At 49.2% G+C, this 25527-nt stretch carries 26 protein-coding genes; 7 read left to right on the top strand and 19 right to left on the bottom strand.

Annotated elements, in window-relative coordinates; genetic code table 11:
* Positions 1-42 precede the first annotated feature (42 nt).
* The 6 genes from HMPREF0494_RS01905 to HMPREF0494_RS10890 form a co-directional block, all read right to left on the bottom strand.
* Positions 43-1446, bottom strand: a complete 1404-nt coding sequence (locus tag HMPREF0494_RS01905; RefSeq protein WP_007123225.1) for a sugar porter family MFS transporter — start codon at positions 1444-1446, stop codon at positions 43-45.
* Positions 1447-1535: 89 nt separating this feature from the next.
* Positions 1536-2573, bottom strand: coding sequence for a Gfo/Idh/MocA family protein (locus tag HMPREF0494_RS01910; protein ID WP_007123226.1), 1038 nt, complete (start codon positions 2571-2573; stop codon positions 1536-1538).
* 40 nt (positions 2574-2613) lie between these two features.
* The gene (iolE, locus tag HMPREF0494_RS01915) at positions 2614-3528 is read right to left on the bottom strand and encodes a myo-inosose-2 dehydratase (protein WP_007123227.1); all 915 of its coding nucleotides are present in this window, start codon (positions 3526-3528) and stop codon (positions 2614-2616) included.
* A 20-nt stretch (positions 3529-3548) separates the two neighbouring features.
* Positions 3549-4310: a Gfo/Idh/MocA family protein gene (locus HMPREF0494_RS01920; protein ID WP_007123228.1), complete on the bottom strand. Its 762-nt coding sequence runs from the start codon at positions 4308-4310 to the stop codon at positions 3549-3551.
* A 58-nt stretch (positions 4311-4368) separates the two neighbouring features.
* Positions 4369-5589 carry an IS256 family transposase gene (locus tag HMPREF0494_RS01925; protein WP_007123229.1) on the bottom strand — a complete coding sequence of 407 codons (1221 nt, stop codon included), beginning with the start codon at positions 5587-5589 and terminating at the stop codon, positions 4369-4371.
* Positions 5590-5619: 30 nt separating this feature from the next.
* Positions 5620-5793, bottom strand: coding sequence for a Gfo/Idh/MocA family oxidoreductase (locus tag HMPREF0494_RS10890; protein ID WP_081445932.1), 174 nt, complete (start codon positions 5791-5793; stop codon positions 5620-5622).
* Between the two features lie 450 nt (positions 5794-6243).
* Here HMPREF0494_RS10890 and HMPREF0494_RS01930 point away from each other — a divergent pair, with 450 nt between their 5' ends.
* From HMPREF0494_RS01930 to HMPREF0494_RS01950, 5 genes are read left to right on the top strand one after another with little or no spacing between them, the layout of a single operon-like run.
* On the top strand, positions 6244-7647 hold the full coding sequence (locus tag HMPREF0494_RS01930) for a sugar porter family MFS transporter (protein ID WP_050759633.1): 1404 nt from the start codon (positions 6244-6246) through the stop codon (positions 7645-7647).
* Between the two features lie 41 nt (positions 7648-7688).
* Entirely contained in the window at positions 7689-8720 is a 1032-nt protein-coding gene (gene iolG, locus HMPREF0494_RS01935) for an inositol 2-dehydrogenase (RefSeq protein ID WP_007123231.1), read from the top strand.
* A gap of 19 nt (positions 8721-8739) precedes the next feature.
* Complete coding sequence (locus HMPREF0494_RS01940; RefSeq protein ID WP_050759635.1) at positions 8740-9204, top strand: heme-binding protein; 465 nt, start codon at positions 8740-8742, stop codon at positions 9202-9204.
* A 21-nt stretch (positions 9205-9225) separates the two neighbouring features.
* Positions 9226-10161 (top strand): NADP-dependent oxidoreductase, encoded by a 936-nt coding sequence (locus tag HMPREF0494_RS01945; RefSeq protein WP_007123233.1) that lies wholly within the window; start codon positions 9226-9228, stop codon positions 10159-10161.
* Positions 10162-10182: 21 nt separating this feature from the next.
* Positions 10183-10470 carry a putative quinol monooxygenase gene (locus HMPREF0494_RS01950; RefSeq protein ID WP_007123234.1) on the top strand — a complete coding sequence of 96 codons (288 nt, stop codon included), beginning with the start codon at positions 10183-10185 and terminating at the stop codon, positions 10468-10470.
* 83 nt (positions 10471-10553) lie between these two features.
* On the opposite strand, the gene HMPREF0494_RS01955 is transcribed toward HMPREF0494_RS01950, so the two are convergent.
* The 9 genes from HMPREF0494_RS01955 to HMPREF0494_RS01995 all read right to left on the bottom strand — a co-directional run bounded on the left by HMPREF0494_RS01955 (position 10554) and on the right by HMPREF0494_RS01995 (position 19059).
* Positions 10554-11429, bottom strand: coding sequence for an aldose 1-epimerase family protein (locus HMPREF0494_RS01955; RefSeq protein WP_040458660.1), 876 nt, complete (start codon positions 11427-11429; stop codon positions 10554-10556).
* Between the two features lie 146 nt (positions 11430-11575).
* The gene (gene topA, locus HMPREF0494_RS01960) at positions 11576-13714 is read right to left on the bottom strand and encodes a type I DNA topoisomerase (protein ID WP_007123236.1); all 2139 of its coding nucleotides are present in this window, start codon (positions 13712-13714) and stop codon (positions 11576-11578) included.
* 129 nt (positions 13715-13843) lie between these two features.
* Entirely contained in the window at positions 13844-14704 is an 861-nt protein-coding gene (gene dprA / locus HMPREF0494_RS01965) for a DNA-processing protein DprA (RefSeq protein WP_040458661.1), read from the bottom strand.
* Between the two features lie 45 nt (positions 14705-14749).
* The gene (locus HMPREF0494_RS01970) at positions 14750-15517 is read right to left on the bottom strand and encodes a ribonuclease HII (RefSeq protein ID WP_007123238.1); all 768 of its coding nucleotides are present in this window, start codon (positions 15515-15517) and stop codon (positions 14750-14752) included.
* The gene (ylqF, locus tag HMPREF0494_RS01975; protein ID WP_007123239.1) at positions 15510-16382 is read right to left on the bottom strand and encodes a ribosome biogenesis GTPase YlqF; all 873 of its coding nucleotides are present in this window, start codon (positions 16380-16382) and stop codon (positions 15510-15512) included. The genes HMPREF0494_RS01970 and ylqF overlap by 8 nt, the downstream gene beginning before the upstream one ends.
* A gap of 12 nt (positions 16383-16394) precedes the next feature.
* The gene (locus HMPREF0494_RS01980) at positions 16395-16619 is read right to left on the bottom strand and encodes a YozE family protein (protein ID WP_007123240.1); all 225 of its coding nucleotides are present in this window, start codon (positions 16617-16619) and stop codon (positions 16395-16397) included.
* A 17-nt stretch (positions 16620-16636) separates the two neighbouring features.
* Positions 16637-17245 (bottom strand): YpmS family protein, encoded by a 609-nt coding sequence (locus HMPREF0494_RS01985; protein ID WP_007123241.1) that lies wholly within the window; start codon positions 17243-17245, stop codon positions 16637-16639.
* Positions 17246-17248: 3 nt separating this feature from the next.
* Complete coding sequence (locus HMPREF0494_RS01990; RefSeq protein WP_040458662.1) at positions 17249-18154, bottom strand: SGNH/GDSL hydrolase family protein; 906 nt, start codon at positions 18152-18154, stop codon at positions 17249-17251.
* Positions 18155-18216: 62 nt separating this feature from the next.
* Positions 18217-19059 (bottom strand): DegV family protein, encoded by an 843-nt coding sequence (locus HMPREF0494_RS01995; RefSeq protein ID WP_007123243.1) that lies wholly within the window; start codon positions 19057-19059, stop codon positions 18217-18219.
* A gap of 190 nt (positions 19060-19249) precedes the next feature.
* Between HMPREF0494_RS01995 and trhA the strand changes: the two genes are divergently transcribed.
* The gene (gene trhA / locus HMPREF0494_RS02000) at positions 19250-19894 is read left to right on the top strand and encodes a PAQR family membrane homeostasis protein TrhA (RefSeq protein ID WP_007123244.1); all 645 of its coding nucleotides are present in this window, start codon (positions 19250-19252) and stop codon (positions 19892-19894) included.
* Here trhA and HMPREF0494_RS02005 read toward each other — a convergent pair.
* From HMPREF0494_RS02005 to HMPREF0494_RS02020, 4 genes are read right to left on the bottom strand one after another with little or no spacing between them, the layout of a single operon-like run.
* Positions 19874-20371: a dihydrofolate reductase gene (locus HMPREF0494_RS02005; RefSeq protein ID WP_007123245.1), complete on the bottom strand. Its 498-nt coding sequence runs from the start codon at positions 20369-20371 to the stop codon at positions 19874-19876. The genes trhA and HMPREF0494_RS02005 overlap by 21 nt on opposite strands.
* Positions 20372-20380: 9 nt before the next feature.
* On the bottom strand, positions 20381-21343 hold the full coding sequence (locus HMPREF0494_RS02010) for a thymidylate synthase (protein WP_007123246.1): 963 nt from the start codon (positions 21341-21343) through the stop codon (positions 20381-20383).
* Positions 21344-21359: 16 nt separating this feature from the next.
* Positions 21360-23261 (bottom strand): ABC-F family ATP-binding cassette domain-containing protein, encoded by a 1902-nt coding sequence (locus HMPREF0494_RS02015; protein ID WP_007123247.1) that lies wholly within the window; start codon positions 23259-23261, stop codon positions 21360-21362.
* 20 nt (positions 23262-23281) lie between these two features.
* Positions 23282-24487, bottom strand: a complete 1206-nt coding sequence (locus HMPREF0494_RS02020) for a CCA tRNA nucleotidyltransferase (protein ID WP_007123248.1) — start codon at positions 24485-24487, stop codon at positions 23282-23284.
* A 144-nt stretch (positions 24488-24631) separates the two neighbouring features.
* Between HMPREF0494_RS02020 and HMPREF0494_RS02025 the strand changes: the two genes are divergently transcribed.
* Positions 24632-25459 (top strand): site-specific integrase, encoded by an 828-nt coding sequence (locus tag HMPREF0494_RS02025; RefSeq protein ID WP_007123249.1) that lies wholly within the window; start codon positions 24632-24634, stop codon positions 25457-25459.
* Positions 25460-25527 lie beyond the last annotated feature (68 nt).

The following is a 25527-nucleotide window of genomic DNA, read 5'->3' on the forward strand; positions in this document are numbered from 1 at the left end:
AGCCGATCTTTGGTGTTTTTTACCTATTTATTATTCATTTAATTACTTGTCATAGCGAGAACGGAAGAACTTTTCAATCTCACTAAGCGGTACTCCCTTGGTTTCCGGTACCCTGACGATAACAAACCAAGCCCCAAGGAGACAACAGGCAGCAAAAATGTAGAAGCTGTACAGCCCAATCGTTGCCAGCAGTTGTGGGAAAACCAAGCCCACAATAAAGTTTGCAAACCAAAGGACAAAGATGGTAATCCCAGTCCCCAAACCCCGATAACGGTTCGGGAAGATTTCAGAATTCAGCAGCCAAGTAACCGGTCCTAAAGTCCCCTGGTCAATAACAATGTAAACCAGTAGCACAACTAAGACAAAGTACGGTGCCCAAGCTGTGTTCAGAGCAAACGTCCCAACTAAAGCAACTGAGATTAATGCAATTGCACAGAAAATGTAGCCAATCAGTAGCAACGGCTTCCGACCAAGCCGGTCCACCGTAAACATCCCAACAATAGCACCAACAATCGAAAAGATACCGTTAGCAATGTTGAGGTAAAGGGCCGTATTTGCACCAAAACCGCTTGAAGTTAAAATTTTGGTCCCGTAATACATCACTGAATTAATTCCCGCAAACTGTTGGAAGACCCCTAACATTGCACCGGTAATAACAATTTGAATAATCCAGTTTTTCTTGAAGTCTTTCCAAGAAGCCTTTTCACTATTTTCCTGTTGCTCCTTCTTAACATTATTCTTCAGGTCAATTAGTTCAGCCTCTGCTTGTGCCTTTGACCGAATTCGTTGAAGGCTTGCCAATGCTTGCCCGAACATCCCGTGATTTGCATACCAAGTGGGACTTTCCGGCGCAGCGTACATCCCAAGCCACAACAGGACCCCTGGTACAGCGGCTAAGCCAAGCATAACCCGCCAAATGGCAGCATCATGGGCACCGTAAACATTCCCAAGAATCGCGTTGATAGCAAAGACCAGGAACTGTCCCCCAACGATCATCAGTTGGTTCATGGAAACATACTTACCACGCTCTGCGGCTGGTGAAATTTCTGCGAGGTAGACCGGCACTAGAGCAGAAACGGCACCAACAGCTAAGCCCATAATAAACCGGAAAATAATGAGCCAGCTGGTGCTTGGCGCTAATCCACAGCCAAGGCCAAAGATGGTAAAGATGACCCCTAACCAGATCATCGTTTTCTTCCGCCCCAGTTTGTCGCTGAGCGGCGCACCAAACACAGCACCAAAGGCAGCACCAAGAGTTAACCCACTAGAAACGACCCCCTGCGCCCAGGGAGTCAGGTTTAACTGGCTAGGCTTCGCCATAAAGTCGAGGGCCCCGTTGACAACTGCGGTGTTAAAGCCGAAACAGACAGCACCCATACAGCTGATCCAGGCAACTAGCGTTAAGTAACCGTGGTGAGTATTTTCTTTAATATTTTGATTTTGCATAATTCAACAACCCCATCAATTAAAATAGATAATAATTTCTCAAAAAGCGCAACAGAACTTTATCCTGCTGCGCTTTTTTACTATTGCGATTACTTTTCAACGTAGAATGCTGGACGTTCAGGGAAGTCCAAGTCAACTTTTTCACCATCATGGGCAAGGGATTGCAAGGCCGCGTCAGCAGTAACGGCAGCAATGTAACCATCCCATGCGGATGGGCCGACTGGGGATTCGTCTTGGGAAACGTGGTTGATAAAGTCACGGAATTCGATATCATAAGCACTTTCGAACCGGGCTTTCCAATCAGTCAAGATAGCAGTAGAGTACTCAGCATTCAGGCGGGTTGCCACTTGTGGAACCGTCGGTAGTTCCAGTACCCCCTTTTCACCAATAACGTCACACTTGATGTCGTAACCATACTGGCAACGAACATAAACTTCCAGATAGATGTTGACACCGCCCTTGGTATTCATCATGACAATCATCGGGTCTTGAATTTGGTCATTTTGAACGTATTTACTCTTCCGGACACCAAATACTTGAATGTCCTTGTAGTCATCATTAAGGAGCCAGTGGTCAAGATCAATTTCGTGGATGGCCGTTTCGATGATTGAACGAGAGGAGTCATATTCTTCCGGTTGAGTTTGGTTGTAGTGCCGTTCATCCATCATCAGCGGGTGACCAATGGTACCGTCATCAATCATCTTCTTCATCTGGACATACTCTGGTGCGTAGTGCCGCATAAATCCTACTTGCAGCATCCGCCGACCGTGTTTTTGCTCTTCCTTGACAATGTCCATACACTGGTTAGCATCCAGTGCCAGTGGCTTTTCACAGAAGCAGAACTTTCCAGCCTTTAGCGCCGCCATAACAATTTCATAGTGGGCTTCATTGCTTGCCGTGCAGACAACTACATCAACATCTGGGTCATTAACCAGGTCATGGTAATCATGATAGTCCTTGGCCTTTAAACCTTGCCGGTCCAACTCCTTTTGTGCTTTTCCAGGGACAATATCACAAACAGCCGTAACATCAACGTTAGCAATCGTTTTTGTTAGACGATGCAAGTGATCAGAGCCAATAAAACCAATTCCGACAATCCCAACTTTAGTAACTTTAATATCTGACATAATTTTCACTCCTAGTATTATAAGAAAGAACCTGCGATTTTTAAGCCAAGTGAGTCAGTTTTCCGGCTGGCTGGCCAAGCAACTCGGTGTCAATGTAATTCTTTGCCGTCAAAGCCATCTCAAACGGATCATGCTTCTTCGGGTCTTGTTCAGCCTCAACCACAATCCAGCCTTTATAGCCATTGTCTTTTAATAGTTGATATACCGGCTTGAAGTCCAAGTCACCATCACCTGGGACAGTGAACATACCATTCATAAACGAGCCTTGGAATGTCAATCCCTTTTCTTTCGAATCTGCTTCCTGAGCCTTGCGAACGTCCTTAAAGTGGACATGAACAACCCGGTCAAGATGATCCTTCAATAGGCTCAGATAATCACCATCGGATACATAGATGTGTCCCGTATCATATAGCAGGCCGACGAGTTGCGGATCCGTATTTGCCATTAGGCGATCGGTCTCTTCCTTCGTCTGAACAACTGTCCCCATGTGGTGGTGATAAGCAACCTTAATCCCATACTTAGCTGCAATCCGACCATACTCATTTAGGCCGGCACAAACTTGATCCCATTCCTGGTCGTTCATGTGGTATTTATCCGTAAAGATATTCGCTGAATCGGACCGCTGGATAGTATGCGTTTGTTCAGAAACCACGGCAACCGGTGCCCCAACTGCCTTCAAAAATTGACAGTGCTTTTCAAATGCTTCAGAAGCCTTTTCAATACCGTCACGCAGGATATAACTGCTGAACCACTGACCAGCAATTGAAATCTGCCGCATTTGAGTCTGCTTGTTAATTTCATCAGGGCCAGGGAAAAAGCCGCCAACCTCGGTGCCATCAAAACCCGCTAATGCTAAATCACTGAATAATTGCTCAAGATTATTATCAGCACCGATAGATGGAATATCATCATTCCGCCAACCAATTGGGGCAATTCCCCACTTAATATCTGCCATGCTTATTTCCTCCTCAATAATTAGTCACCATATATATTCTTCACCTCAACCGGCTTCTTCTCCTGGTATGACTGCTTGGCCGCTTCGGCAATCCGAATGGCTTTGATTCCATCCTCATAGGTGCACTTAGTGGCTTCCCTATTTCGTACCGAATCAAGGAAACTTTCGATTTCCGTTTTATACGCGTCAATATACCGTTGTAGGAAGAAGAACAGCGGATTGTCATCAACGGTTCCTGCTTTAGTTGCCAGGGCAGTAGTCGATTCCCGCACATTGCCGGCATGGGCCATCCCCTTAGAACCGAATAATTCGATTCGTTGGTCATAGCCATATGTTGCCTGACGGCTATTATCAATCACACCAATCATTCCATTAACAAAGTTTAACGTTGTGATCGCAGTATCTAAGTCATCATACTGGGCAATGCCCGGATCAATCATTATCCCGCCGGTCGCGTAGACTGATTCCACCTCTTGGCCGGTGATAAAACGAGCCATATCGAAATCATGAATTGTCATGTCCATGAAAATCCCACCAGAGACTGCCACATAGTCATGAGACGGGGGTTCTGGATCGCGAGAAGTAATCTTTAGTATTTGAGGATCACCAATTGCGTCCTGATCACGTAATTCAATAATCCGGGCAAAGCTTTTGTCGTAACGCCGGTTAAAGCCAACTTGAACTAAAGAACTAGCCTGCTTGATTACTTCATACGTCCCTAGGATTTCATCCATGTCAAAGCCAACCGGCTTCTCACAGAAAACATCCTTATGTGCCAGCACGGCCTCTTTAACCAGGTCAAGTCCAAAATGTTGGTGTAAATTAAATTCCGCGAATTTATCATTTCACAAGCTTAAGCATACCGGCTTCTTCTGAATTGTCATCTTTTTCAATCCCGTGGTAAACGGTCATGTTTAAGTACCGTGGACCAGCAGCCCATTTTTCATTCTGTTCAATCAGTAGTGCTCCCATTAGTCGCAAGACGCTTAGATCATTCGGGAATATCCGGATTACACGGTCACGACGACGGATTTCTTGATTAACCCGCTCAATTGTATTATTCGTCCGGAGACGCTTCCTTAGCTCCTCTGGGAGCTGGTAAACCACCATTAATTCGTTAAAACTATTTTCTAATTTCTTCACCACCTTAGGGAACTCGGCCTGCCAATCTTTAACCAATTGGTCACGCCGTTCAACCGCTTGGTCGTACGTTGGAGCATTAAATAAATCTTTGAGTCGGTTAGCAACTTCTTTACGATCCTTGAGTGCCAGAATACTTGTACAGTCATTACTAAAATGAAATTGACATCTCTGCCAAAGGCTACCCTGAAATTGCGTAGTGATTGCATCCTTTAAGCCACAATGAGCGTCTGAAACAAACATATCAACGTTGGTAAGGCCCCGCTGTTTAAGTTCACTAAAGAAGTCCATCCATGAAGCTTTTGATTCACTATCACCGATATCAAAACCGAGCACTTCTCGACGACCGCTAGGGTCGATTCCAATCGCAACGAGTAAGCTATTACTTGTCACAACGTGACCACGGTGTACCTTAAATAAAATTGCATCGGCATACACAAAAGCATACTTTTGCGTAAGGGGACGTCGGTTAAAATCCAGCACTTGGTCGTCCAAATTATTGCATAAAGCCGAGACCGTACTTTTGGAAAAGGTTGTCCCACATAACTTCTTAGTAATCTCAGCTACTTTACGTGTTGAAACACCTTGGATTACCATTTCCATTAATGCCAAATCAAAGGCCTGCTCACTACGCTGGTAGCGTTTGAACAGCTGTGTTGAAAAATTGCCATGACGGAGTTTAGGAACGTGTAGTTCTAGAGACCCTACGCGGGTGGTAAGCTGACGAACCCGATAACCATTCCGTGAATTGGTTCGTTCATCCGAACGTTCATAAGCCTTAGCTTTAATCTGCTCAGTCGCTTCGGACTTAAGAATTTCGTCAAGGATCTTGGCCATAATTGATTGCATGGCCTTATCCCGATCACCTAGTAATAGTTCCTTTAATTCGTCATCTTCTAAATTTAATTCAACCTTTGGCATAATGAAGTTCCTTTCAGATTTCACAAAGTCCTATTTAGAATTTACACCAATTATACGGACATAACCTTTAACCATTTGGGGATGCAGGTTTGTAGGAGTACAGATCAGAACCGCATCTATTTCTGGGTCTGAAAGCACCCTTTGGTAATCATTAGTAAAGTAATCCGCAGTAAATTGTTTTTCCCAGCGACCATCAACTTTCAAATCACAAAGCGCAGGTGCACACCGTCGATCCTTTTAAGATTCTGATAGTGGACACTGCCAATTCTACCGACACCAATTAAACCTAAACGTACTGTTTTCAATAGGCACCACTTCCTTCAAAGCAAACAATTAACATCACCAAACATGAGTGTGGTTAGGTTATTGCGTCACCGCTTGTAATAACCATCACAAGTTTATTGTATTTTTTTTTTTTTTTGTTAAAGGCTTTCAAAAGAATTCACAAAGAAATTAGACGGTTATTTTGTGATAAATACGTTAGTTTTCCTCGATTCTTGGGATAACAATATTTTTATTAATTTATTTTGTGATTTTATTTCAAATTGACATTCCCGCCAGAATATGTTTTACTTACGTTAAACATGAGTACGTTAATATTAGTCACTGTCAAAAGCCATCACAATTACTTCTACTTTTAGGTGTGACTAGTATATGAATAAATCAAGTGACCCTAGTCAGTCTTCATCCCATGCCGCACACCGCCTTGAATTCTATGCTTGGATTGTTACCCTCGGTGGATTAATGTTCGGAATGGATACTGGTGTTACTAATGGTTCACTCCAGTTCATGGCCCAGCATAGCCAGTTGAACCTAACCCCTTCTGACGAGGGATTAGTTACCAGTGCAATTACTTTAGGAGCGGCATTTGGTGCCGTCGTTGGTGGAAAGTTAGCTGATCACTACGGCAGAAAAAGAGTTCTTTCGTATGCCGCGATCGTTTTCATTTTATGTATTCTTGGTTGCGTTTTTGCTAAGAACGCCCCAATTATGATTACTTTTCGGTTCTTACTAGGCTTAGCCGTTGGTGCCGAATCGGTCATTAGTCCGGTTTACCTATCGGAATTATCAACCCCACGAATCAGGGGGCGGTTAGTAAACCAACACGAATTAATGATTACCAGCGGACAACTACTCTCGTATATCGTTAATGCTGTCCTGGGGGTTACGTTTGCAACCCTTGCTAGCATCTGGCGCTACATGTTTGCTTTTGGACTGATTCCGGCGATTATTTTTCTAATCGGCATTCGCCTAGTACCGGAATCACCCAGATGGCTAGTGATGAAACAAAGAGACGACCAAGCATTGCATATTTTGCAGCACATTCGCGGTAAGCAGAACAATATCGAAGAAGAACTACAATCGATCAAAGGTACCCTAGCCAGTAATAGTAAGGTCAACAAAGCCAGCTTCAGGGATTTAAAGAAGCCGTGGATCCTTCGGTTAGTCTTAATCGGTATTGGTGTTGGTGTCATGCAACAAATTATTGGCATTAATATCATGATGTATTACGGGACCACAATCCTTTCCAACGCGGGCTTTGGGCATAGTGCCGCTTTGATTGCTAATATCGGAAACGGGATTACCTCAGTGGTAGCAACCCTAGTCAGTCTCCGCTTGATGACGATTGTTAACCGGCGCAAGATGTTAATTACTGGTATTTGCGGCACATTATTAACAATGCTAACGATCAGTATTCTCTCATCGACCATCAGTAATACGGCCATTTTCCCCTATTTAATGATTGGCTTAATGATTATCTTTCTGGCCTTCTTCCAAGGAGGAATTTCACCAATTGTGTGGGTTCTTCTTTCGGAAATTTTCCCGCAAGATATTCGGGGATTAGCGATGGGAATCGCAACTTTCTTCCTCTGGCTCGCTAACTTCCTGGTTGGGTACGTTTTTCCTATCCTTTTGGCTGGCATCGGCCTAGGCAATACTTTCATCGTATTTACCCTCCTAAACGCATTAGCGCTGACCTTTGCCGTCAAATTCGTGCCAGAAACCCGGGGAAAGTCATTAGAGGAACTCCAAGCAGGCTTTAAGACTAAGGACTAGGCTAAAATACGTAGGTTTAGATTTAAAAGGAGCTTTTAACTATGGCAAGTAAAAAAAGAATTAATGCAGGAATCATCGGTTTAGGTCGCGCAGGACAAATGCACTTAAAAAACCTTCTCACCATTCCGGAAATTAATATCGTTCAAGTGTCTGATATTTTCGTAGATAAACTCGCTGACCAGCTTAATTTCATGGGGATCACTAACCAAACTCGTGACTACATGGATATCTTAAACAACCCTGACATCGATACAGTGTTTATCTTTACCTCTACTGATATGCACGAGGAAATGGTAACCGCCGCTGCTAATGCCGGGAAAAACATTTTCTGCGAAAAGCCGCTCAGCATGAGTCCTGATGAACAGGCTAGCCTTAATGTTCTCAAAGCAGTTAGAGATAACAACGTTAAATTACAAATCGGCTTTAACCGCCGGAGCGACCCACAATTTGATAGCATTCACCAGCAAGTCGTTAGTGGAACCATTGGCACTCCACAAGTGGTCAAAATTACTTCACGCGACCCTGAAGTGACCCCGCACAACATTATTAAGCGCATTGGTGGTTTGCTTTTTGACTTCACCATGCATGATTTTGATATGGCCCGGTTTATGATGGGTAGTGATATTACAGAAGTCTATGCTCAGGCAGGCCGCCTGGTCGACCCTGGCTTGGCAGAATTAAATGACTATGATACCGCAATTATCAACCTGAAATTCGCCAACGGCGCCTTCGGTTTAATCGACAACAGCCGGCGAGCCGTCTATGGTTATGACCAGCGGGTTGAAGTCTTTGGCTCCGAAGGGATGCTGAAGGCAGAAAACGTCAGTGGTAGTACGGTCGAACTTTACAATGCTGACAACGAGATTAAAAAGAATCCTAAGCCAGCATTCCAACAACGTTACAAGCCAGCCTACATTGCAGAAATGAGAAAGTTTGTCGACTCAATTCTCAACGATGCGCCACTAGCAGCAACGGGTAAGGACGTTATCATGGCCCAACGAGCGGCTAACGCAGCCCAAAAGTCAATCGATACTGGTTTGCCGCAAAAAGTAGACACAAATTTTCAGCTTTAATTGATAAAGGATGATTTTAATGGATAGCAATTCGATTCTCGAGGAAGAACAAGCGACCACCCTCCCCTATTTTGGACTAGAACAGGTTGATGAACTTGCTACGCTCTTCTCTAAAGTAGATCCGGTCGCCTTTCAAAAAGTATGTATTAAAGTAGTGCTGAATAATCGTGAAGTATACTTTCACGCTGGGATCCAGACAAGCAAGGAAAATAATGATTGGGTAACCAGAAAGTTTAACGTCACAAATATGTTTGATCATTGCAGCTTATACGTAAAAACTTTATGGGCTGATCAGTCCGAAGCCTTCTTTAATTCATATGGTCTTTCTCACCGGGACTTTGCCCTGGTCGGTGGTGCACTCCCGATTATTACTAAGGGAAATGGCAACATTGGGATCTTGGTAATCTCGGGATTAACCGATACAGAAGACCATGAATTTGGTGTTAAGGTCTTAAAGCAGTTAAAACACCAACTCTTATCTTGATGATGATGGGGAGATTGCACAATGAAAGCATTCGGAATTAATCAGTATGGGGCCTCAAATGTTTTAGAAGCGTTTGACATTGCGATTCCAAAGATTGGGCCTAATGAGATCCTTGTTAAAACTAGGGTCTTTGCCATCAATCCATTTGATGTTGCAATTCGGAATGGTGATTTCAAAAACTACCTGACGTTATTTTTCCCAACAATTCTGGGGACTGACGGGGTCGGTGAAGTGGTAAAAGCCGGTAAAAACGTTAAGTATTTTAACGTGGGTGACTTAGTAATCGCTCACGCGGGCACGGGTACGTATGCCGAATACTTTAAGGTTAACCAGAATAATGCTGGCCTTTTTCCACCCGCCTTAGATATTAAACAAGCCGCAGCCTTACCGCTTGCTGGTATCACTGCCTACAACACCTTAGTTCATGCCTCCCACATCAAGATGGGACAAGTATTGGTAGTCCTAGGGGCAGCTGGTGGGGTCGGTTCAATGATCACTCAAGTGGCTAAGGCTTTGGGAGCCTATGTTATTGGCGTTGATCTAGCAAAGGCAAATGACACTGTTCGGGCATTAGGTGCCGATGAGTTTATCGCATATGATCAAGAACAGTCACCACTACTCGAAAATATTGCTGATGTTGTGATTGATGCTACTAATGAAAGCCAAACAGCGATTAATACAGCGATTGCACTGGCCAAACAAAATAGTATGATTCTTTCGTTAAATCCGCAGTCGGTAGCAGTCGAGAATAATAAGAATTTGGAATTTTTGCCTGTCAAGCCAAACTATCGGCATCCCGATACCGATGCCTTTGCCGCATTATTCCTCATGATTCGCAATCAGCAAATCAAAATTAAGGTTAACAAAGTAGAGCCTTTTACCTTAAAAGGAATCCGTGAGGGTCAAGATCTCGTTTCACAGGGAGACCTCGATGGCAAAATCATTGTAAGCATTTAATCAGGACGGAGGTGATAAACCATGATTATTATTAATGTTCATTGTGATGTCAATCCAACTCGTCGAGAAGAATTTATGGATTTTGCTGAAGACCTAGTAAATAAGTCACGACAGGATACTGGCAATCTCTTCTACTCATACTTTGAAGATGCGTTGGTACCAAACCACTTTTTAATTGTCGAACACTGGCAGGATCAAAAAGCAGTTGATGCTCATAACCAGACACCGCATCTCCAAACCTTCCTAAAAACAGCTAACACTTACCTCACACATGACTTTGACATTCAGGTAAGTCACACTGATAACTAACAACCTTCCTAACAGCAATTGGAAAAGGGGAGCAAAATCCAAATCAGATTTTGTTCCCCTTTTTATATTGGTTGCTAGCTTATTTAGAATGGCTTGATGCTAAAGTGGTATTGCTTGCTAGCACCAGGCGCCAGCCGCGACATCCCCTGCTTGTGGAGAAGAAGGCCATCAGCGCCAACGTTATCGGCAATTCCCCACCAGGGTTCAATGCAGGCAAAGTTAGCCTTGGCCGGGTAGGCTGACCAAAGTCCCACGTACTGGGTTTCCTTGGTTGAAACGGTCACTCCATGGTCCGTTGCCAAATCGGTCAGCGTTGCCGCAAAGTCCACGCCCCCGGTCTTGAATATGATTGCGTCGTGCGCAAACAATTGGTGGTCGAGTTTGAAGCCCGTGGTCATATCGATCAGCCGCGGGTGTCCAGAATCATTGTACGGACCCTCCAGGACAATCCGGGAATACTCCTCCGCCGGGCTAACCGTAAACTGAACGTCATTAAAATCTCCCGCTGGCGTTAACGGCATATTAAAGCCGGGGTGGGCGCCGATTGCGTAAATCAGCGAGCGGTCGGCCGGGTTGACGACCTCGTAGGTCACCGCCAGCCGATCGGCGACTAGTTGGTAGTGGACCCGCAAAATAAAGTCAAAGGGGAAGGCCTGCCGGGTTTCGTCATCAGCGTGCTGCTCTAACGTTACCTGACTGGTCGTTTGGTTAACCACCGCAAACTGCCGGTCCCGGGCAAAACCGTGCTGGGTCTGGTGATAAGTTTGATGGTCAAACTCATACTGGTCATTTTTGAGCCGACCAACAAAAGGAAAGAGGATCGGGGCTTGCCGTCCCCAGCTGTTGGCTGCCCCCTGCCATAAATATTCCAGGCCGTTATCACGGCGTTTAATACTGTGCAGCTGGGCCCCCAGTTCGTTAATTTCAACCGCTAAGACATCATTTTGCAGAGTAATCATTGCCAGTCTCCCTTTCATTGCTAAACGTTTAACACCTAGTATATATAATCTCCTTACTTTGCACAATAGCAGAAGAGCAAACCGCTTTCAATAACTTCAAAATAAAAACCAGTAAAACTTTTAACACTAGTTTTACTGGTTTTTACTTACTTCTGAACGGCCTCTTCGTAATCACCGTTAGGACAGACGACCTGTTTGCCGCCCTTAACCTTCTTTTCGACTAAGAAATGACCATCCTTCGGACAATTCCGGCCAATCGGTTGATCCCAAGAAACAAAGTCACAGTCAGGATAGCGGGAACAACCGTAAAAAATCCGGTTCTTCTTGGACTTCCGTTCCACAACCGTCCCCTGCTTGCAGACCGGACAGGTAACCCCGGTATCCTTCACAATCGCCTTGGTATTCCGGCAGTTTGGGAAACGGGAGCAGGCGTAAAACTTACCATAACGCCCCATTTTAATTACCATCGGGGCCCCACAAATTTCACAGTCGCTTCCGGCCAGTTCATCCTTCATCTGAATCTTAGCCACCTGTTCCTCAGCATCCCGGACTTCCTTGGAGAACGGCTGGTAGAAGCTGTCCACCACCTTAACCCAGTCCTGCTTGCCAGCTTCAACCTGGTCCAGTTTACCTTCAACGTCGGCCGTAAACTGGGCGTTAACGATGTCTGGGAACTGCTTTTCAATAATCTTGTTTACAATCTCGCCCAGTTCTGTCGGCTCAAAGTGACGTGATACCAGTCGGACGTAATAGCGCCGCTGAATCGTGTCCAAAGTCGGTGCGTAGGTCGATGGCCGGCCGACCCCATTGCTTTCCAGCGTTTTAATCAGGGCCGCTTCAGTATACCGGGCCGGTGGCTGGGTGAAGTGCTGGGCTGGATCATCGCTGACCATTTGTGCCTGGTCTCCTTCATTTAGCTCTGGTAAGACGTTATCTTTTTCGTCCCCCCGCTTGTAAACCTTGGTAAAGCCCGGAAACTTAACCTTAGAGCCGTTGGCCCGGAAGTCAACCCCGTTTTGCTCCAGGTTGACGTTCATCGTGTCGATGACTTCGGGGGTCATTTGGCTAGCAACAAACCGCGACCAGATCAAGCTATACAACTTATACTGGTCGTTGGTCAGGTACGGTTTCATTTCTGCCGGTGTCCGCCGCACTGAGGTCGGCCGGATTGCTTCGTGGGCGTCCTGCGCCCCCTCCGGCAGCTTCCCTTTGACCGGCTTTACGGCCGCGTACTCGCCGCCATACTGTTCATGGATAAACTGGGAAGCCTCGTGTTTCGCCACTGAGGCAATCCGAGTGGAGTCCGTCCGCATATAGGTGATTAGACCGACCGGGGCGCCCTGCTTAATGTCAATTCCTTCGTACAGCATCTGCGCGGCCATCATCGTCTTCCGGGTCCGGAAGTTCAACCGCCGGTTAGCATCCTGCTGCATCGTTGAAGTGGTGTACGGTGGTTGCGGTTGCCGGCGCCGCTCTTTGCGCGTAACCTTTGTAATCGCAAAGTCCTGCTTTTTATCAAGCTTGCCCAAGATCCGTTGAACGTCCGCGTTATTGCCGAGCTTGACCTTTTTGCCGTTTTCACCGTAAAAACTAGCGGTAAACTTATCCCGGCCATGCTTAAAGTCCGCGTCAATCGTCCAATATTCCTCGGGTTTGAAGTTGCGGATTTCATTTTCCCGCTGAATAATCAGGTTAAGGGCCACCGATTGCACCCGCCCGGCACTCAGCCCCTTCTTGACCTTCTTCCACAAGATCGGGCTAATGGAATACCCCACCAGCCGGTCTAATACCCGGCGGGCCTGCTGGGCATCAACCAGGTCCATGTTGATGGTCCGGGGTTCCTTAAAGGCATTTTTAACGGCGTCTTTGGTGATTTCGTTAAAGGTGACCCGGTTCTTCTGGTCATCATCCAGTTTTAAGATATTAGAAACGTGCCAGGCAATCGCTTCCCCCTCCCGATCGGGGTCAGACGCCAGGTAAACGGCTTTGGCATTTTTAGCGTCCTTGCGGAGTTCCTTAATAACGTCGCCTTTTCCCCGGATTGAGATGTAGTCTGGCTGGTAGTCATGGTCAATATCCACGCCCATCCGGCTCTTCGGCAGGTCGCGGACATGGCCGAGACTGGCAACGACCTTATAAGAGCGGCCTAAGAAGCGGCCAATCGTTTTGGCCTTGGACGGTGATTCAACAATTACAAGATTTTTTTTGACTTTGGAACGGCGCCGCGTCGTTTTCTTTTTCGTCGCGGTAGCCTTCGTTGTTTTTTTAGCAGTTTTGGTTGCCATGTAAAGGCTCCTCACATTTAATATTTTTTCTTCATTAATATATCTCTATTATTACATGGAACAGTACTCTGTCAAATGCAAAAACTGATTTTATGATATTTTCATAATAAATGCAAGGGAAGCGCTTAATTACAGCAGGAACTCATCCAAAATATCTTGGGCCCGAAGAACCGGCTTGGCCCCCGCAGCAATCAGCTCATTACAGCCCATCGACCGGATGGTATCAATCCGACCGGGAACCGCGCAAACGGTCCGGTTCTCCTCCAGTGCTAAATTAGCCGTGATCAAACTGCCGCTGCGCTTTTTCGCCTCAATTACCAGCACGGTTGAAGCTAGGCCCGCAATGATCCGGTTCCGTTCCGGAAAATGGTAAGCCAGGGGCGGCTCCCCGCGACCATACTCCGAAAGAACCAAGCCGCGGTCAGCTACTGCCTCCTGCAATTGCCGGTTCTCAGGGGGGTAGGCACGATCCAAGCCGCAGCCAACCACCCCAATCGTCGGGCCATCATTTGCTAGTGCCAAGCGGTGGCTCATCCCGTCGATTCCCTTTGCCAGCCCACTTACGACCGCAATTTGCCGTTTTGCCAACGGGGGAATCAATCCGCGCAGGACCGTTTCGCCGTAGGCAGACATCTCCCGGGCGCCAACCACCGCCAAGAGCGGGTTCTTAAGCATCTCTAGCTGACCATCATAAAATAGCACTAATGGCGGGCAAAAGGTTTCCCGTAGTTGGGCGGGATACTCTTCATCGACGATGGTGATAAAGGGAAACTGCCGGTTATATTCAACCGCGGCGGCCAACTGCTCACTGTTCCAATTATTCAAAAAGGCCGCCTGCGAATTAGGTCCCAGTTGTGCCCACTTGGCGAGTGCTGCCAGGTCAGTAAAGCACCGGTGCTGACTAGCGGCTTGCCACAGGCGGACCTTGCTAACCTGGCCAATTCCCCGGCATAAACTTAACTGTAATAAAAATCTGCGAATTGCCATTATAAAAAGCCTCCTACCTAATAAGTACGAGGCTGTTCTTAATTTGCACTATAAATACTTTGGCACGGGGCTAAAAGACCGGCGGTGAATCGGGCAGGCCCCCAAACGGGCTAAGCCGGCAAGGTGGGCCTTAGTGCCGTAACCCATGTTCTCAGCAAAACCATAGCCAGGATAAACCCGGTCATAGTCCCGCATCAAATGATCCCGGTACTCCTTAGCTACGATACTGGCGGCCGCGACGCTAATACTCTTCTGGTCCCCCTTAATGAGGGTGGTTTGTGGATAGTCAAAGGGTAAGGGCACCGCGTCGACAATCAGGTGGTCCGGCCGGTGGTTCAGATTCCGCACCGCCCGCATCATCGCATCCTGGGTGGCTGCATAGATGTTCAGCCGGTCGATCGCTTCCCGGTCGTTAACCGCAATGCTGACTTCCACGGCCTCATCGACGATCCTGAGGTAGAGCTGCTCCCGTTCGTGGCGGGTCAGCTGCTTGGAGTCCGTCACCCCAATCAGGTCAAAGTCAGGGCCTAAAATCACCGCACAGGTCACCACCGGGCCGGCAAGGGGACCGCGCCCCACTTCATCCATCCCCGCGACGTAACGGCAACCGTTCTGCCAAAGCTGCCGTTCATAGTGAAACCGCTGCCGAAAGGCCTGGCGCGCGGCCTGCTGACGTTCTACCCGCCGCTGGTGCTGCTGCAGGGCCGCCTGCACTCCCTTGCGTCCATCAGCGGCTAATTCTGCCAAGCGGGGATCCGTCAGGTTGTCAATTGTCGCCAGCAAGGCCCGGACTTCATTGACCGTCTTCTTACTCATTGATTCCCTCCGCGTTTAAATCACCAGGAACTTCCATTGTAATCGGGCCCAGCTTCCCCTTCCGCAAATCAAAGATCAAGCGCTCACTAGCCCGGTCGTAGTCGTCGCGAAAACCAAGTTTGTTGGTAATCGTCAGCAGGAGATCAGGATCGCTAACTGCCGGGTCCAGGTCCTGGTCGGTCAGCCGGTAGCGCTTCTTCAACAGGTCGGGCTGGTGGGCGCGCAGGTAAGCCAGGGCAAATAAAGCCACATCATCCTTCGGGTAGAGACTGTCCTTAATCGCACCAGAAAGGGCCAGCATCACCCCCCGCTTGGGACTGGCAAACTTGTGCCACAAGACCCCCGGAGTGTCCAGCAGTTCCAATTCCGCCGACGAGCGCAGCCACTGCTGCCCGGTTGTCACGCCGGGGCGGTTCCCCGTCTGGGCAACGTTCTTCTTCACCAGGTGGTTGAGGAGGGTCGACTTGCCGACGTTCGGCACCCCCACGCACATGGCCCGGATTGGCCGCTTCTTTAACCCCTTCGCCGCTTCCTGGACCAACTGGTCATGGAGGATTTCCTTGCTCTTAGCCGTCACCAGCTTGCTGACGTTATGGCGACGAGAATCCAGCGCCAAAACCGGCTGGCCCTGGTCCGCAAAGAACCGCTGCCATTCGGCCAGGCGGTCGGGATCTGCCAAGTCGGTCTTGGTCATGATTAATAGGCGGGGCTTTTCACCCGCCGCTAACGCCACTTCCGGGTTCTGGGACGAATAGGGAACCCGGGCGTCTACTAACTCAAAAACAATATCAACTAACGGCATTTGCTCACGAATTTGCCGCAGAGCCTTGGCCATATGGCCGGGAAACCATTGAATTGTTGCCATACTAACTCCCTCCTAATTCATTGCGTCCAAATAGCGCCGCCAGGCTGCATCAAAAATGGTCATTGATGGCAGGTAGTCCGCACTTTCTTCCAAATATTGCGAAATTTCCTCGAAGTCGGTTGACTGCTTCGGAAATGCGGAGTCTAAAAAAGCGTTATTGGCAAACTGCTCAATTTCGTCTGCACTATTGGGATTACGCTGGGTCATTAAGTAGCGGTAAAAACTTTCCTGGTTCATTCTTCAACACCCCTTCACTAATTTGCCGGGACGGTAATTAGGAACTTAAAGCGCCCCTTTGCCATGTTGATTTCCTCGGCCGAATACTTCAGTGACCGTTTGGCACTGTACTGGTTAAGGTCCAGCAAGATTGTCTTCTTCTTGGCATTAATTTTTACCCATTTGGGAACGTTATAGTTTTTCGCGATGTAGCCCATTACGATCTTGACGGGAATATTGAGCCGGCCGATGGACAGTCCCCGGGCCCTTAGCAAAACGTTCCCGTCTGGTTGACGTTCGGGAATGAAGTTAAGGGCAAAGCGGATCTTGGCCCCCAAAAACTTCGTGTCCCCCGCCAAAGTCGCGTATTGCTGGCCAACAATGAAGGTGTATTTCACCTGCTGGCCCTTTAAAAACCGGTTGAGGTAGTTTGCCGCAAGGGCGTTGACCTGGTGACGGTTTAACTCCACCGTCATTGACGTATCGCCAACTGCCGCCTTTTGGGTTACTGCCGGGGCCGGCGCTGGGGCAGTGACCCGGTTAATGATCACCCCCGTTGCCAGTATAATGGCCGCCAGCAAAACGATAAACGCCCACTTCCACCAGTTAATGGTCCGGCCTGTTTTCACTGTTCTCTGCTTGTCCATAGTTTACCTCTTTACGTACTCCCAACTATCGTGCTGCTGCATTGTCTGAAAGAGACGGTCCGCCATTTGTTCGTAGCCACGGTGGTTGGGGTGAAAATTGTCCTCAGTTGAAATGTACTGGTTCAAATTATGGTCCTTGTTCTTCATAATGTTAAGCAAACGAGCCTGGCTAACCTTTCCCTGGTTGGCCTGCTGTTCCTTCTGGACCAATTGGCGCCGCTGGTCCGCGGTCTTGTACTGCCCCCAGGACATCAAATGATTAATGTCAACAAAATAAGCGGGCTGGTAGCCCCGGGTTACCTGCGCCGTCGTGGTGTTCCATTTGGCAATGGAATCGTTGATAGTATCAACATCAGGGAAGTAGGTATAAACGGGATTGTAGATGCTCAGTACAAAAATTGGTGCCCGCGGATTCTGCTTGCGGACCGCCTGGAGCAGCTTATTCAAGCTCGTGGTGTAGGTTTGCTGGGCGGCAGCAACGTCCTTATCAATCGTCTGCGGCGAATTCATAACGTTTTTTTGCAGGTTTTGCAGGAGGTCGTTGCCCCCGACGGTCATGGTAATCACGTCCGCCTGACGCAGGTCCTGCTGCATCGCCTTTTGTGAATTCAGACGCGCTAGGATTTGGTCTGACCGGTCCCCACTGACCCCATAATTAGCGGTTTCAACGGTGGTCTGCCGGTAGCGGTCTTCAATCTTTTGTTTAATTATTCCCACATAGCCGCCATTTTTCGTTTCATCCCCCTGGCCAAAAGTCAGCGAATCACCGATTGCTACCAGGTGAACGTTCTTCTTTTGCACATATGCCGGCGCTGATGACCGGTGACCAACCGAATGACGGTAAAAATACCAGCCGCCGAGTACGATCAGCAAACACAGGAGCAGTATTAACCACCATTTTTTCTTCACAACATTGTCCTCCTCTGAACAAGAAATGCGGCCCCCTCGTGACCGCATTTCTCAATCTTAATTTATTCAGTATAGTACAACAGGCAGCAAGCCCCCATCCCAGTGTGGGTGGCGATGATCGGAACCGTCTCCCGAACAACCACTGGGATGTCTGGGTAGCGCTCCTCAACCGCGGCTTTGAGCCGGTTGACCTCCTTGTCGCCCTCCACGTGGGAAATCCCAATCCGCACTGGCCGCGGACCGTCCGCCATCTCTTTGAGGATTCGATCCCACTCCTTATGGATGGCCTTGGTGCCCCGGCCCTTCATAATAATATGAATTTGGCCGCCATAGACCTGGAGCATAATCTTAATGTTCAAGAGGTTCGATAGCGCTCCGGCAAACTTGCTGACCCGGCCACCTGCTACCAGGTTGTCCAGGTTGTCAATCGCCAGATAAAGCTTTGACTTATTTAAGACGTCCTTCATCTTGGCAATGGCGTCGTCAACACTGCCGCCGTCCTCCAAGACCTTGGCAGCCGCGACAATTTGAAAGGCCATTCCCTGGTCAGTCGTCTGGGAGTCATAAACCGTCACCTTCGTCTTGGTCATTGTGGCCGCCTGCTCCGCCGCATGGACGGTTCCGCTAATCGACTCCATCATCGTCACGCAGAGGACTTCACTCCCGTCCGCCCCCAGCTTGTCAAAGGCGTCGACAAACTTGCCGATTGGCGGTTGTGACGTCTTGGGCAGCGACTTGGCGTTTTTCATCATTTCGGGAAACTGGTCATTCGTGATGGTCTCCCGCTCTACGTAAATCGTGTCATCAATCATTACCGTTAAGGGAACAATCGTAATTTGATACTTTTTAATTTCTTCTTCGGTTAAGCCTGCCGATGAATCACAGACAATTTTTACTTGAGACATGGAAAATTCGCTCCTCCTTGTCGGCCATTATGTGTTATAATTTTATCTAGTTTCGATAACTAGATAAAAGGTTTACAAAACCATTATAACGAAAAACGGTGATATTTAAATCCTTAATTCAATTTTTATAGTAATAGTATACCAAAAAGCCCTTTAGAATTCACCGCAGATTGGCCCGAAAGGAGTAATAATGTTGGCACAAGCAAACAAGACAGACAGCAAAACCCTCTTAATCGAAATCGGCAATGCCATTACCCACGGAATTGGTACCGCACTGGCAATTGCCGGTCTGGTATTCTTGATTATTCGGGCAGCGCACACCGGAAGTCCGATGCGGGTCGTTACCTTTACCATCTACGGCAGTATCCTCGTCCTCTTCTACCTCTCGTCGACCCTCTTCCACGCCCTCGTCTTTACCAAAGCCAAGCACCTCTTTCAGGTGTTCGACCATTGCATGATCTACCTTTTGATTGCCGGAACCTACACCCCCTACTGCCTAGTCGCCATCAGGGGCTGGGAAGGCTGGACGATGTTTGGGATTATCTGGGCGCTGGCCGTCCTGGGGGTCGTTTATAAGAGCATCTGGCTCAAACACAAGAGCACCTATTCGACCCTGATTTACGTCTTGATGGGCTGGCTGTGCGTCTTCGCCTTTTTCCCGCTCTGGCACGCACTTGGTCCCGTCGGCTTTGGGCTGCTCCTCGCGGGGGGCGTTACCTTTACCCTGGGGGCCTTGCTATACAGCCGGCCAACCGCCTACACCCACTTCATCTGGCACTTCTTCGTCCTCGCCGGAACCGCACTGATGTACTTTTCAATCCTGCTTTACGTTTAGCACCCACTTTTCAAACCAGCAGGCCACCTGACCGGCTTCCTCAACTGGCTGCCGGTCCACCAGCTGCCACCGATCATAATCGATCGGTGGCATTTTTGTGTCGCCGGCATAGTGGCCGTTGATCACTGTCCGGGTTAGAACCGTCGCCTGGTCCAACAACTGGGCAAAGATCTGGGCCCCGCCGATGACGGCCACTTCCTGCTCAGGGGTCCGGGCCAGCCACTGCTTAAAATCAGCGGTCGTAGCGAGTGATTGAACGCGCCCGTCTTCAACTGGGTGGTGGGTCAAAACCACGTTTTCCCGGTGCGGTAATGGCCGGCCGATCGACTCGTAGGTCCGGCGGCCCATCACAACCGGGCGGCCGACCGTCTCCCGCTTAAAGTGGCGCAGGTCCGCGCTCACGTGCCAGGGCAGATCATGGTCCTTGCCAATCCAGCCGTCGAGGTCCTCCGCCCACACAAAGTTTACTTCTGTCATTGGATCCTCCTAAACCGCTACCGGGGCCTTGATTGCCGCCTCATGGGTGTAGCCCGCCAGCTTAATATCCGTCATTTCATACTGGTCAATTGGCTTCGGTTCTGCCGGCAAGATCAGCTGGGGCGCTTCACGGGGCGTCCGCGAAAGCTGTTCTTTAACCTGATCAAGGTGGTTCAGGTAAATGTGGGCATCCCCGAGGGTGTGGACAAAATCACCGACCTGCAGGCCGCACTGGTGGGCAATCATATGGGTCAAAAGAGCGTAGCTGGCAATGTTGAACGGAACCCCCAGGAAAATGTCGGCACTCCGCTGGTAAAGCTGACAGCTGAGTTTGCCATCATTGACGTAAAACTGGAACATCGTGTGACACGGTGGCAGCGCCATCGATGGCACATCCTCGGGGTTCCAAGCGGAAACAATCATCCGCCGGGAATCCGGGGTCGTCTTGATCTGGTGAATGACGTTGGCAATCTGGTCAATCGTTTGTCCATTGCTGGTCTTCCAGTGCCGCCACTGGCTCCCGTAAACCAGCCCGAGGTCCCCATACTTTTTCGCGAAGTCTTCGTCATCAACGATGCGCTGGCAAAAGGCCTTTTTCTCCGCGAGGTACTGTTGCTTAAAGTCGGCGTCCACTAGCCAGCGGTGGCCAAAGTCGGTCATGTCTGGGCCGTGGTATTCATCACTCTCGACCCATTTCTTAAAGGCCCACTCATCCCAGATGTGGTTATGGTGCTGGAGGAGGAAGCGGATGTTGGTGTCTCCCCGCAGGAACCACAGTAGTTCACTCTTGATTAAGCCAAATGGGACCTTCTTCGTCGTCAAAATCGGGAAGCCCTTGGAAAGGTCAAAGCGCATTTGGTAGCCGAAGACCGACCGGGTGCCCGTCCCGGTCCGGTCGGTTTTTTCGTGACCATGTTTTAGTACGTAACGGGCCAACTCAAGGTATTGCTGCTCATTTTGGTTTTCTACCACTTGTCTTACTCCTTTACTATTCCACGTAATTGCTCAAGTATTCCCAGCGGGCCGTCTTTTCATCGACTTCCTGCTGAACTTCATTTAATTCCTTTTGAAAGGCCGCCAGCTTGGGGTAATCGTTGGCAGCTGCGGCCATTCCCTGTTCAATTTCCTGCTGCTTCTGGCTAAGGTCATCCAGGTCCTGGTTAATCTGTTTCCACTCAATTTCTTCGGCATAGGTTAGCTTCGTTTTTTCGGCGGGCTGCTTTTTAACGGGTGCAGGCCGGCTGGCCTTAGCCTTTGAGGCCTTAGGAGCATCCTGCTCGCTTTCCTTGGCCTGCCGTTGCTGCTTCAGATAGTCCGTGAAGTAGCCCGTGTAGCGTTCGATGTTTCCCTGTCCATGGAAAACCAGCAGGTTATCCGCCACCTTGTCGAGGAAGTAACGGTCGTGGGACACGGTGATGACCGTCCCGGCAAAATTATCTAGGTAGTCTTCCAACACGGTCAGCGTCCCAATATCCAGGTCGTTCGTCGGTTCGTCGAGGAGCAGGACGTTGGGCTGCTGCATTAAAATCTTGAGCAGGTACAGGCGGCGCTTTTCGCCACCAGACAGCTTCCGGATCAGGGTTCCGTGCATGAAGCGCGGGAACAGGAAGCGCTCCAGCAGCTGGGTAACACTAATTTTATTACCGTCCTTATCCGTCACACTATCGGCAACTTCGGTCAAAAAGCTGATCATCCGCTGGTCGTCGTCGACCCCCTCGGTTTGCTGGGTATAGTAGCCCAGCTTGACCGTTTCCCCAATCTTAACGACCCCGCTGTCCAGGGGCAGCCGGTCAGCAATCACGTTCAAAAGACTGGTCTTGCCGGCACCGTTTTCACCGGTAATTCCGATTCGATCACCGGCTTGAACCAGCCAGTTGAAATTTTGAAGGATCTGGTGACCGCCCAGGTTCAGGCTGGCATCCTTAAATTCAAGCACGTCCTTGCCCAGTCGTTGGGAACCCAAGTTGATTGAAATATCCTCATCCGTTTTAAGCTTGCCGATCTCCCCTTCCAGCTGGTGAAAGTGGTTAATCCGTCCCTTCTGCTTCGTCGACCGCGCCTTGGCACCAGTCCGCATCCAAGCCAGCTCCTTTTTGTAGAGCTGCTGGTTCTTGCGTTCCGTTTCCTTGGCTAGTTCGACCCGCTCGGCTTTTTTCTGGACAAAGTCCTGGTAATTGCCATCGTACTGGTAGAGTTTGCCAAAGGATAGCTCCCAGATGTGGTTCGTCACCTGGTCGAGGAAGTAGCGGTCATGGGTTACGACGACAACTGCTCCCTTATAGCTCGCCAAAAAATCCTGCAGCCAGACGACCGAATCGAGGTCGAGGTGGTTGGTGGGCTCATCTAGCAGTAGGAGGTCCGGCTGCTGGATCAGAACCTGCGCCAGGCCGACCCGTTTAAGCTGACCCCCGGACAAATCGGCAATCTTTTGACTGGTATCCTTAATCTTGAGCTGGGTCAGGATCGTCTTGATCCGGCTGTCGGCCTCCCAGGCATCTTCCTGGTCCATTCGCGCCTGCATCTTCGTATAGCGGTCAATCGCCTGCTGGTCCTCCGGGTGCTTGCTAAAATTAGTCAGGGCCTGTTCATAGGCCCGAATTGTCTTAAAAACCGGTTGTTCACCATCAAAAACGGCTTCCATAATGGTTTTATTTTCGTCCAGCTGGGGCTGCTGGCGGAGGTAGCCGATAGAATAGTCATTCGGGGTGGTAATGGTCCCCCCCTCGGGACGCGTTTCCCGGGCGATGGCGTTAAGCAAGCTCGTTTTGCCACTGCCGTTAACCCCAATCAGGCCAATCCGGTCGTTTTCGTTAATAATAAAGTTCACGTGGTCAAAAAGGACCTTTTCACCGTACGTACTGGTCAGCCCTTCTGCCTTCATCGTTTGCATTTTTAATCAATCCTTCTTTGCTATTTTAAGCTGGCCGCGCGCTCCAGCAACACGGCTTTTTCGTTTGCCAACTGGCCATTGACGACGGCTTCCACCAACGTGTTGAGGACCTTCCCCAAGGCCGGGCCCGGTTTTAACCCGCCTTCTTGGATTAAGGTCCGCCCATCAATCGCTAATTCTCTAGCCGTCTTGATCGGCAAGGCATCGTACTGCTTTTTCAAGTCGCCGATTGACCGTTGCCAGCCGTAAATGGCCGCCACCTGGTTGGCGTCACTTAACGCTGGCCAACCGACTTTAAACATCAAATCTGGGGTGACCTGCTGATGACGGAGAGCGTTCACCGCTAAAATAATCTTCCCCACCTGCTTGATGGTTTCGTTAGAAGTCTTCCACGTCCGCAGGAACTTGGCTGCTTCCCTTCCGCTTAAACCCAGCTGAACGGCCAGCAAGGCCCACACCTGTTCAGTGTTTGCCAGCTTCCAGCCATTACCGTTCACTAACAAGCTGCTGAGCTGCTGGTGGGCATTAGCAAGTCCTGGACAGTAGCGGTAAAGGCCCGTTTCCAAAAAGTCTTTTAACCCGGCCGGCGGGTTTTGACCCAAAAACATTTTTTCCAGTTCCACCCGGGTGCGTTCCACCGCAATCTTACTTAGCAGGTGGGCATTAGCCTTAATCCCCGTGCGGGTTGGCTGGTCAATCACAAAGTCCAGCTTGCTGGCAAAACGCACCGCCCGCATCATCCGCAGGGCGTCCTCATGAAAGCGTTCGTTTGGGTCACCGACCGCCCGAATCAGCCGGCGGTGTAAGTCCCCCAGACCGTCAAAGAGGTCAACCACCTCACCATTTTCTCGCAGGGCGAGGGCGTTAATGGTGAAATCACGCCGTTGCAAATCTTCCGCCAGGGAACGAACGAAGGTAACATTATCCGGTCGGCGGAAGTCCTGGTAGCCGGATTCGGTCCGAAAGGTGGTGGTTTCATACCCGATCCCGTGGTCGAGAATCATCACCGTTCCGTGCTCAATCCCGGTATCAACCGTGCGCTTGAAAATCCGTTTAATTTCACTAGGGTAGGCACTCGTAGCAATGTCGATATCGTGGATGGGGTCGCCAAGGATGGTATCGCGAACGCAGCCACCGACAAAGTAAGCTTCAAAACCAGCCTCTTCAATTTTTTGGAGCACCGGACGGGCGGGCTCAAAGATCGCTGGTAGTTTTTTTATTATCATTTCATCAATCCCTTACCGTGAAATTTGCTAACAATCAGTATTGATTATAGCAAATCCCGGGTCATCATGCGAAAGTCTTTGTTTAGCGTGATGGTTTTTGTGGTATAGTTAAAGTAAATAATTTCTTGAAAGTGAGGTTGGACCATGGACTATCCTTACCAAAAGGCCTTCCGCCGTTTCCTCAGCCAGCAGGACCTGTCCCCCCTGACAATTAAAACCTACGACACCAGTTTGACAAACCTCTTTAGCTACCTCCAGGCGAACCGGCCCCAGTTTGCCCGGCAGCCAACGCTGGCCAACCTGACCGAAACGGACGTCCGGGCCTACCTGAGCTACCTGCAGGCTGACAAACAGATTACGATGACCACTTACAATAAGATTCTCTCCCAGCTGAACCGCTATTTCCGCTACCTCTTCACCCACCAATTAATCAATGATTACCCTACCCTTACCCTCCACGGCCGGGCAGTCGCCCCGAACCAGCGCGTCGCCAGCAAGTGGCTGGCCAAGCTCGACCAGCTCTTAGCAGATGACCACTTGCACTACTATACCCGGCTCACCCTGCTCCTAAGCAAGTATGGCTACACGGTGGGCGAATTTCTCCAGCCCGGCTTCAACCGGGTCTTTGAACAACTGACGCTGAAGACCCCGGCGGAGGAAAAGTTTCGCCAGCAATTTTTAGCGTACATTGCTCCCCGTCAGCAGCTGCAAGTGTCCCCCGACCTCTTCTTAAAGCAGCGTTTCAACCCGACGGCACCCCGGCTCAGCAATCCTGCCCTGCATAAGTTTCTCCACCAGGATGAGGAATACCTCGGTTTTAGCCTGGCGCCCAAGTACCTCCACCAGAGTTACGTCCTGTTGTACCTGGCCAGCCACCGGCAAGACAGCGACCAGCAGCTGGCAGAAGCCCTGCAGCTCGACCCGTCCTCATTGCTGTATTACAAACGGCTCTTGATTAACACCGATCTCTAATTGACAGTAATTTGGCAGTGTTTCTCTTTAAAAAGCCCAATGAGCTCCAGTGCTCGGCAAAACCGAAC

The organism is Limosilactobacillus antri DSM 16041 (assembly GCF_000160835.1).
GTDB lineage: Bacteria > Bacillota > Bacilli > Lactobacillales > Lactobacillaceae > Limosilactobacillus > Limosilactobacillus antri.

Coding starts and splice junctions, on each gene's coding strand:
- HMPREF0494_RS01905 (WP_007123225.1), bottom strand. CDS start 1,446: ATGCAAAATCAAAATATTAAAGAAAATACTCACCACGGTTACTTAACG.
- HMPREF0494_RS01910 (WP_007123226.1), bottom strand. CDS start 2,573: ATGTCAGATATTAAAGTTACTAAAGTTGGGATTGTCGGAATTGGTTTT.
- iolE (WP_007123227.1), bottom strand. CDS start 3,528: ATGGCAGATATTAAGTGGGGAATTGCCCCAATTGGTTGGCGGAATGAT.
- HMPREF0494_RS01925 (WP_007123229.1), bottom strand. CDS start 5,589: ATGCCAAAGGTTGAATTAAATTTAGAAGATGACGAATTAAAGGAACTA.
- HMPREF0494_RS01930 (WP_050759633.1), top strand. CDS start 6,244: ATGAATAAATCAAGTGACCCTAGTCAGTCTTCATCCCATGCCGCACAC.
- iolG (WP_007123231.1), top strand. CDS start 7,689: ATGGCAAGTAAAAAAAGAATTAATGCAGGAATCATCGGTTTAGGTCGC.
- HMPREF0494_RS01940 (WP_050759635.1), top strand. CDS start 8,740: ATGGATAGCAATTCGATTCTCGAGGAAGAACAAGCGACCACCCTCCCC.
- HMPREF0494_RS01945 (WP_007123233.1), top strand. CDS start 9,226: ATGAAAGCATTCGGAATTAATCAGTATGGGGCCTCAAATGTTTTAGAA.
- HMPREF0494_RS01950 (WP_007123234.1), top strand. CDS start 10,183: ATGATTATTATTAATGTTCATTGTGATGTCAATCCAACTCGTCGAGAA.
- HMPREF0494_RS01955 (WP_040458660.1), bottom strand. CDS start 11,429: ATGATTACTCTGCAAAATGATGTCTTAGCGGTTGAAATTAACGAACTG.
- topA (WP_007123236.1), bottom strand. CDS start 13,714: ATGGCAACCAAAACTGCTAAAAAAACAACGAAGGCTACCGCGACGAAA.
- HMPREF0494_RS01970 (WP_007123238.1), bottom strand. CDS start 15,517: ATGAGTAAGAAGACGGTCAATGAAGTCCGGGCCTTGCTGGCGACAATT.
- ylqF (WP_007123239.1), bottom strand. CDS start 16,382: ATGGCAACAATTCAATGGTTTCCCGGCCATATGGCCAAGGCTCTGCGG.
- HMPREF0494_RS01980 (WP_007123240.1), bottom strand. CDS start 16,619: ATGAACCAGGAAAGTTTTTACCGCTACTTAATGACCCAGCGTAATCCC.
- HMPREF0494_RS01985 (WP_007123241.1), bottom strand. CDS start 17,245: ATGGACAAGCAGAGAACAGTGAAAACAGGCCGGACCATTAACTGGTGG.
- HMPREF0494_RS01995 (WP_007123243.1), bottom strand. CDS start 19,059: ATGTCTCAAGTAAAAATTGTCTGTGATTCATCGGCAGGCTTAACCGAA.
- trhA (WP_007123244.1), top strand. CDS start 19,250: ATGTTGGCACAAGCAAACAAGACAGACAGCAAAACCCTCTTAATCGAA.
- HMPREF0494_RS02005 (WP_007123245.1), bottom strand. CDS start 20,371: ATGACAGAAGTAAACTTTGTGTGGGCGGAGGACCTCGACGGCTGGATT.
- HMPREF0494_RS02015 (WP_007123247.1), bottom strand. CDS start 23,261: ATGCAAACGATGAAGGCAGAAGGGCTGACCAGTACGTACGGTGAAAAG.
- HMPREF0494_RS02020 (WP_007123248.1), bottom strand. CDS start 24,487: ATGATAATAAAAAAACTACCAGCGATCTTTGAGCCCGCCCGTCCGGTG.
- HMPREF0494_RS02025 (WP_007123249.1), top strand. CDS start 24,632: ATGGACTATCCTTACCAAAAGGCCTTCCGCCGTTTCCTCAGCCAGCAG.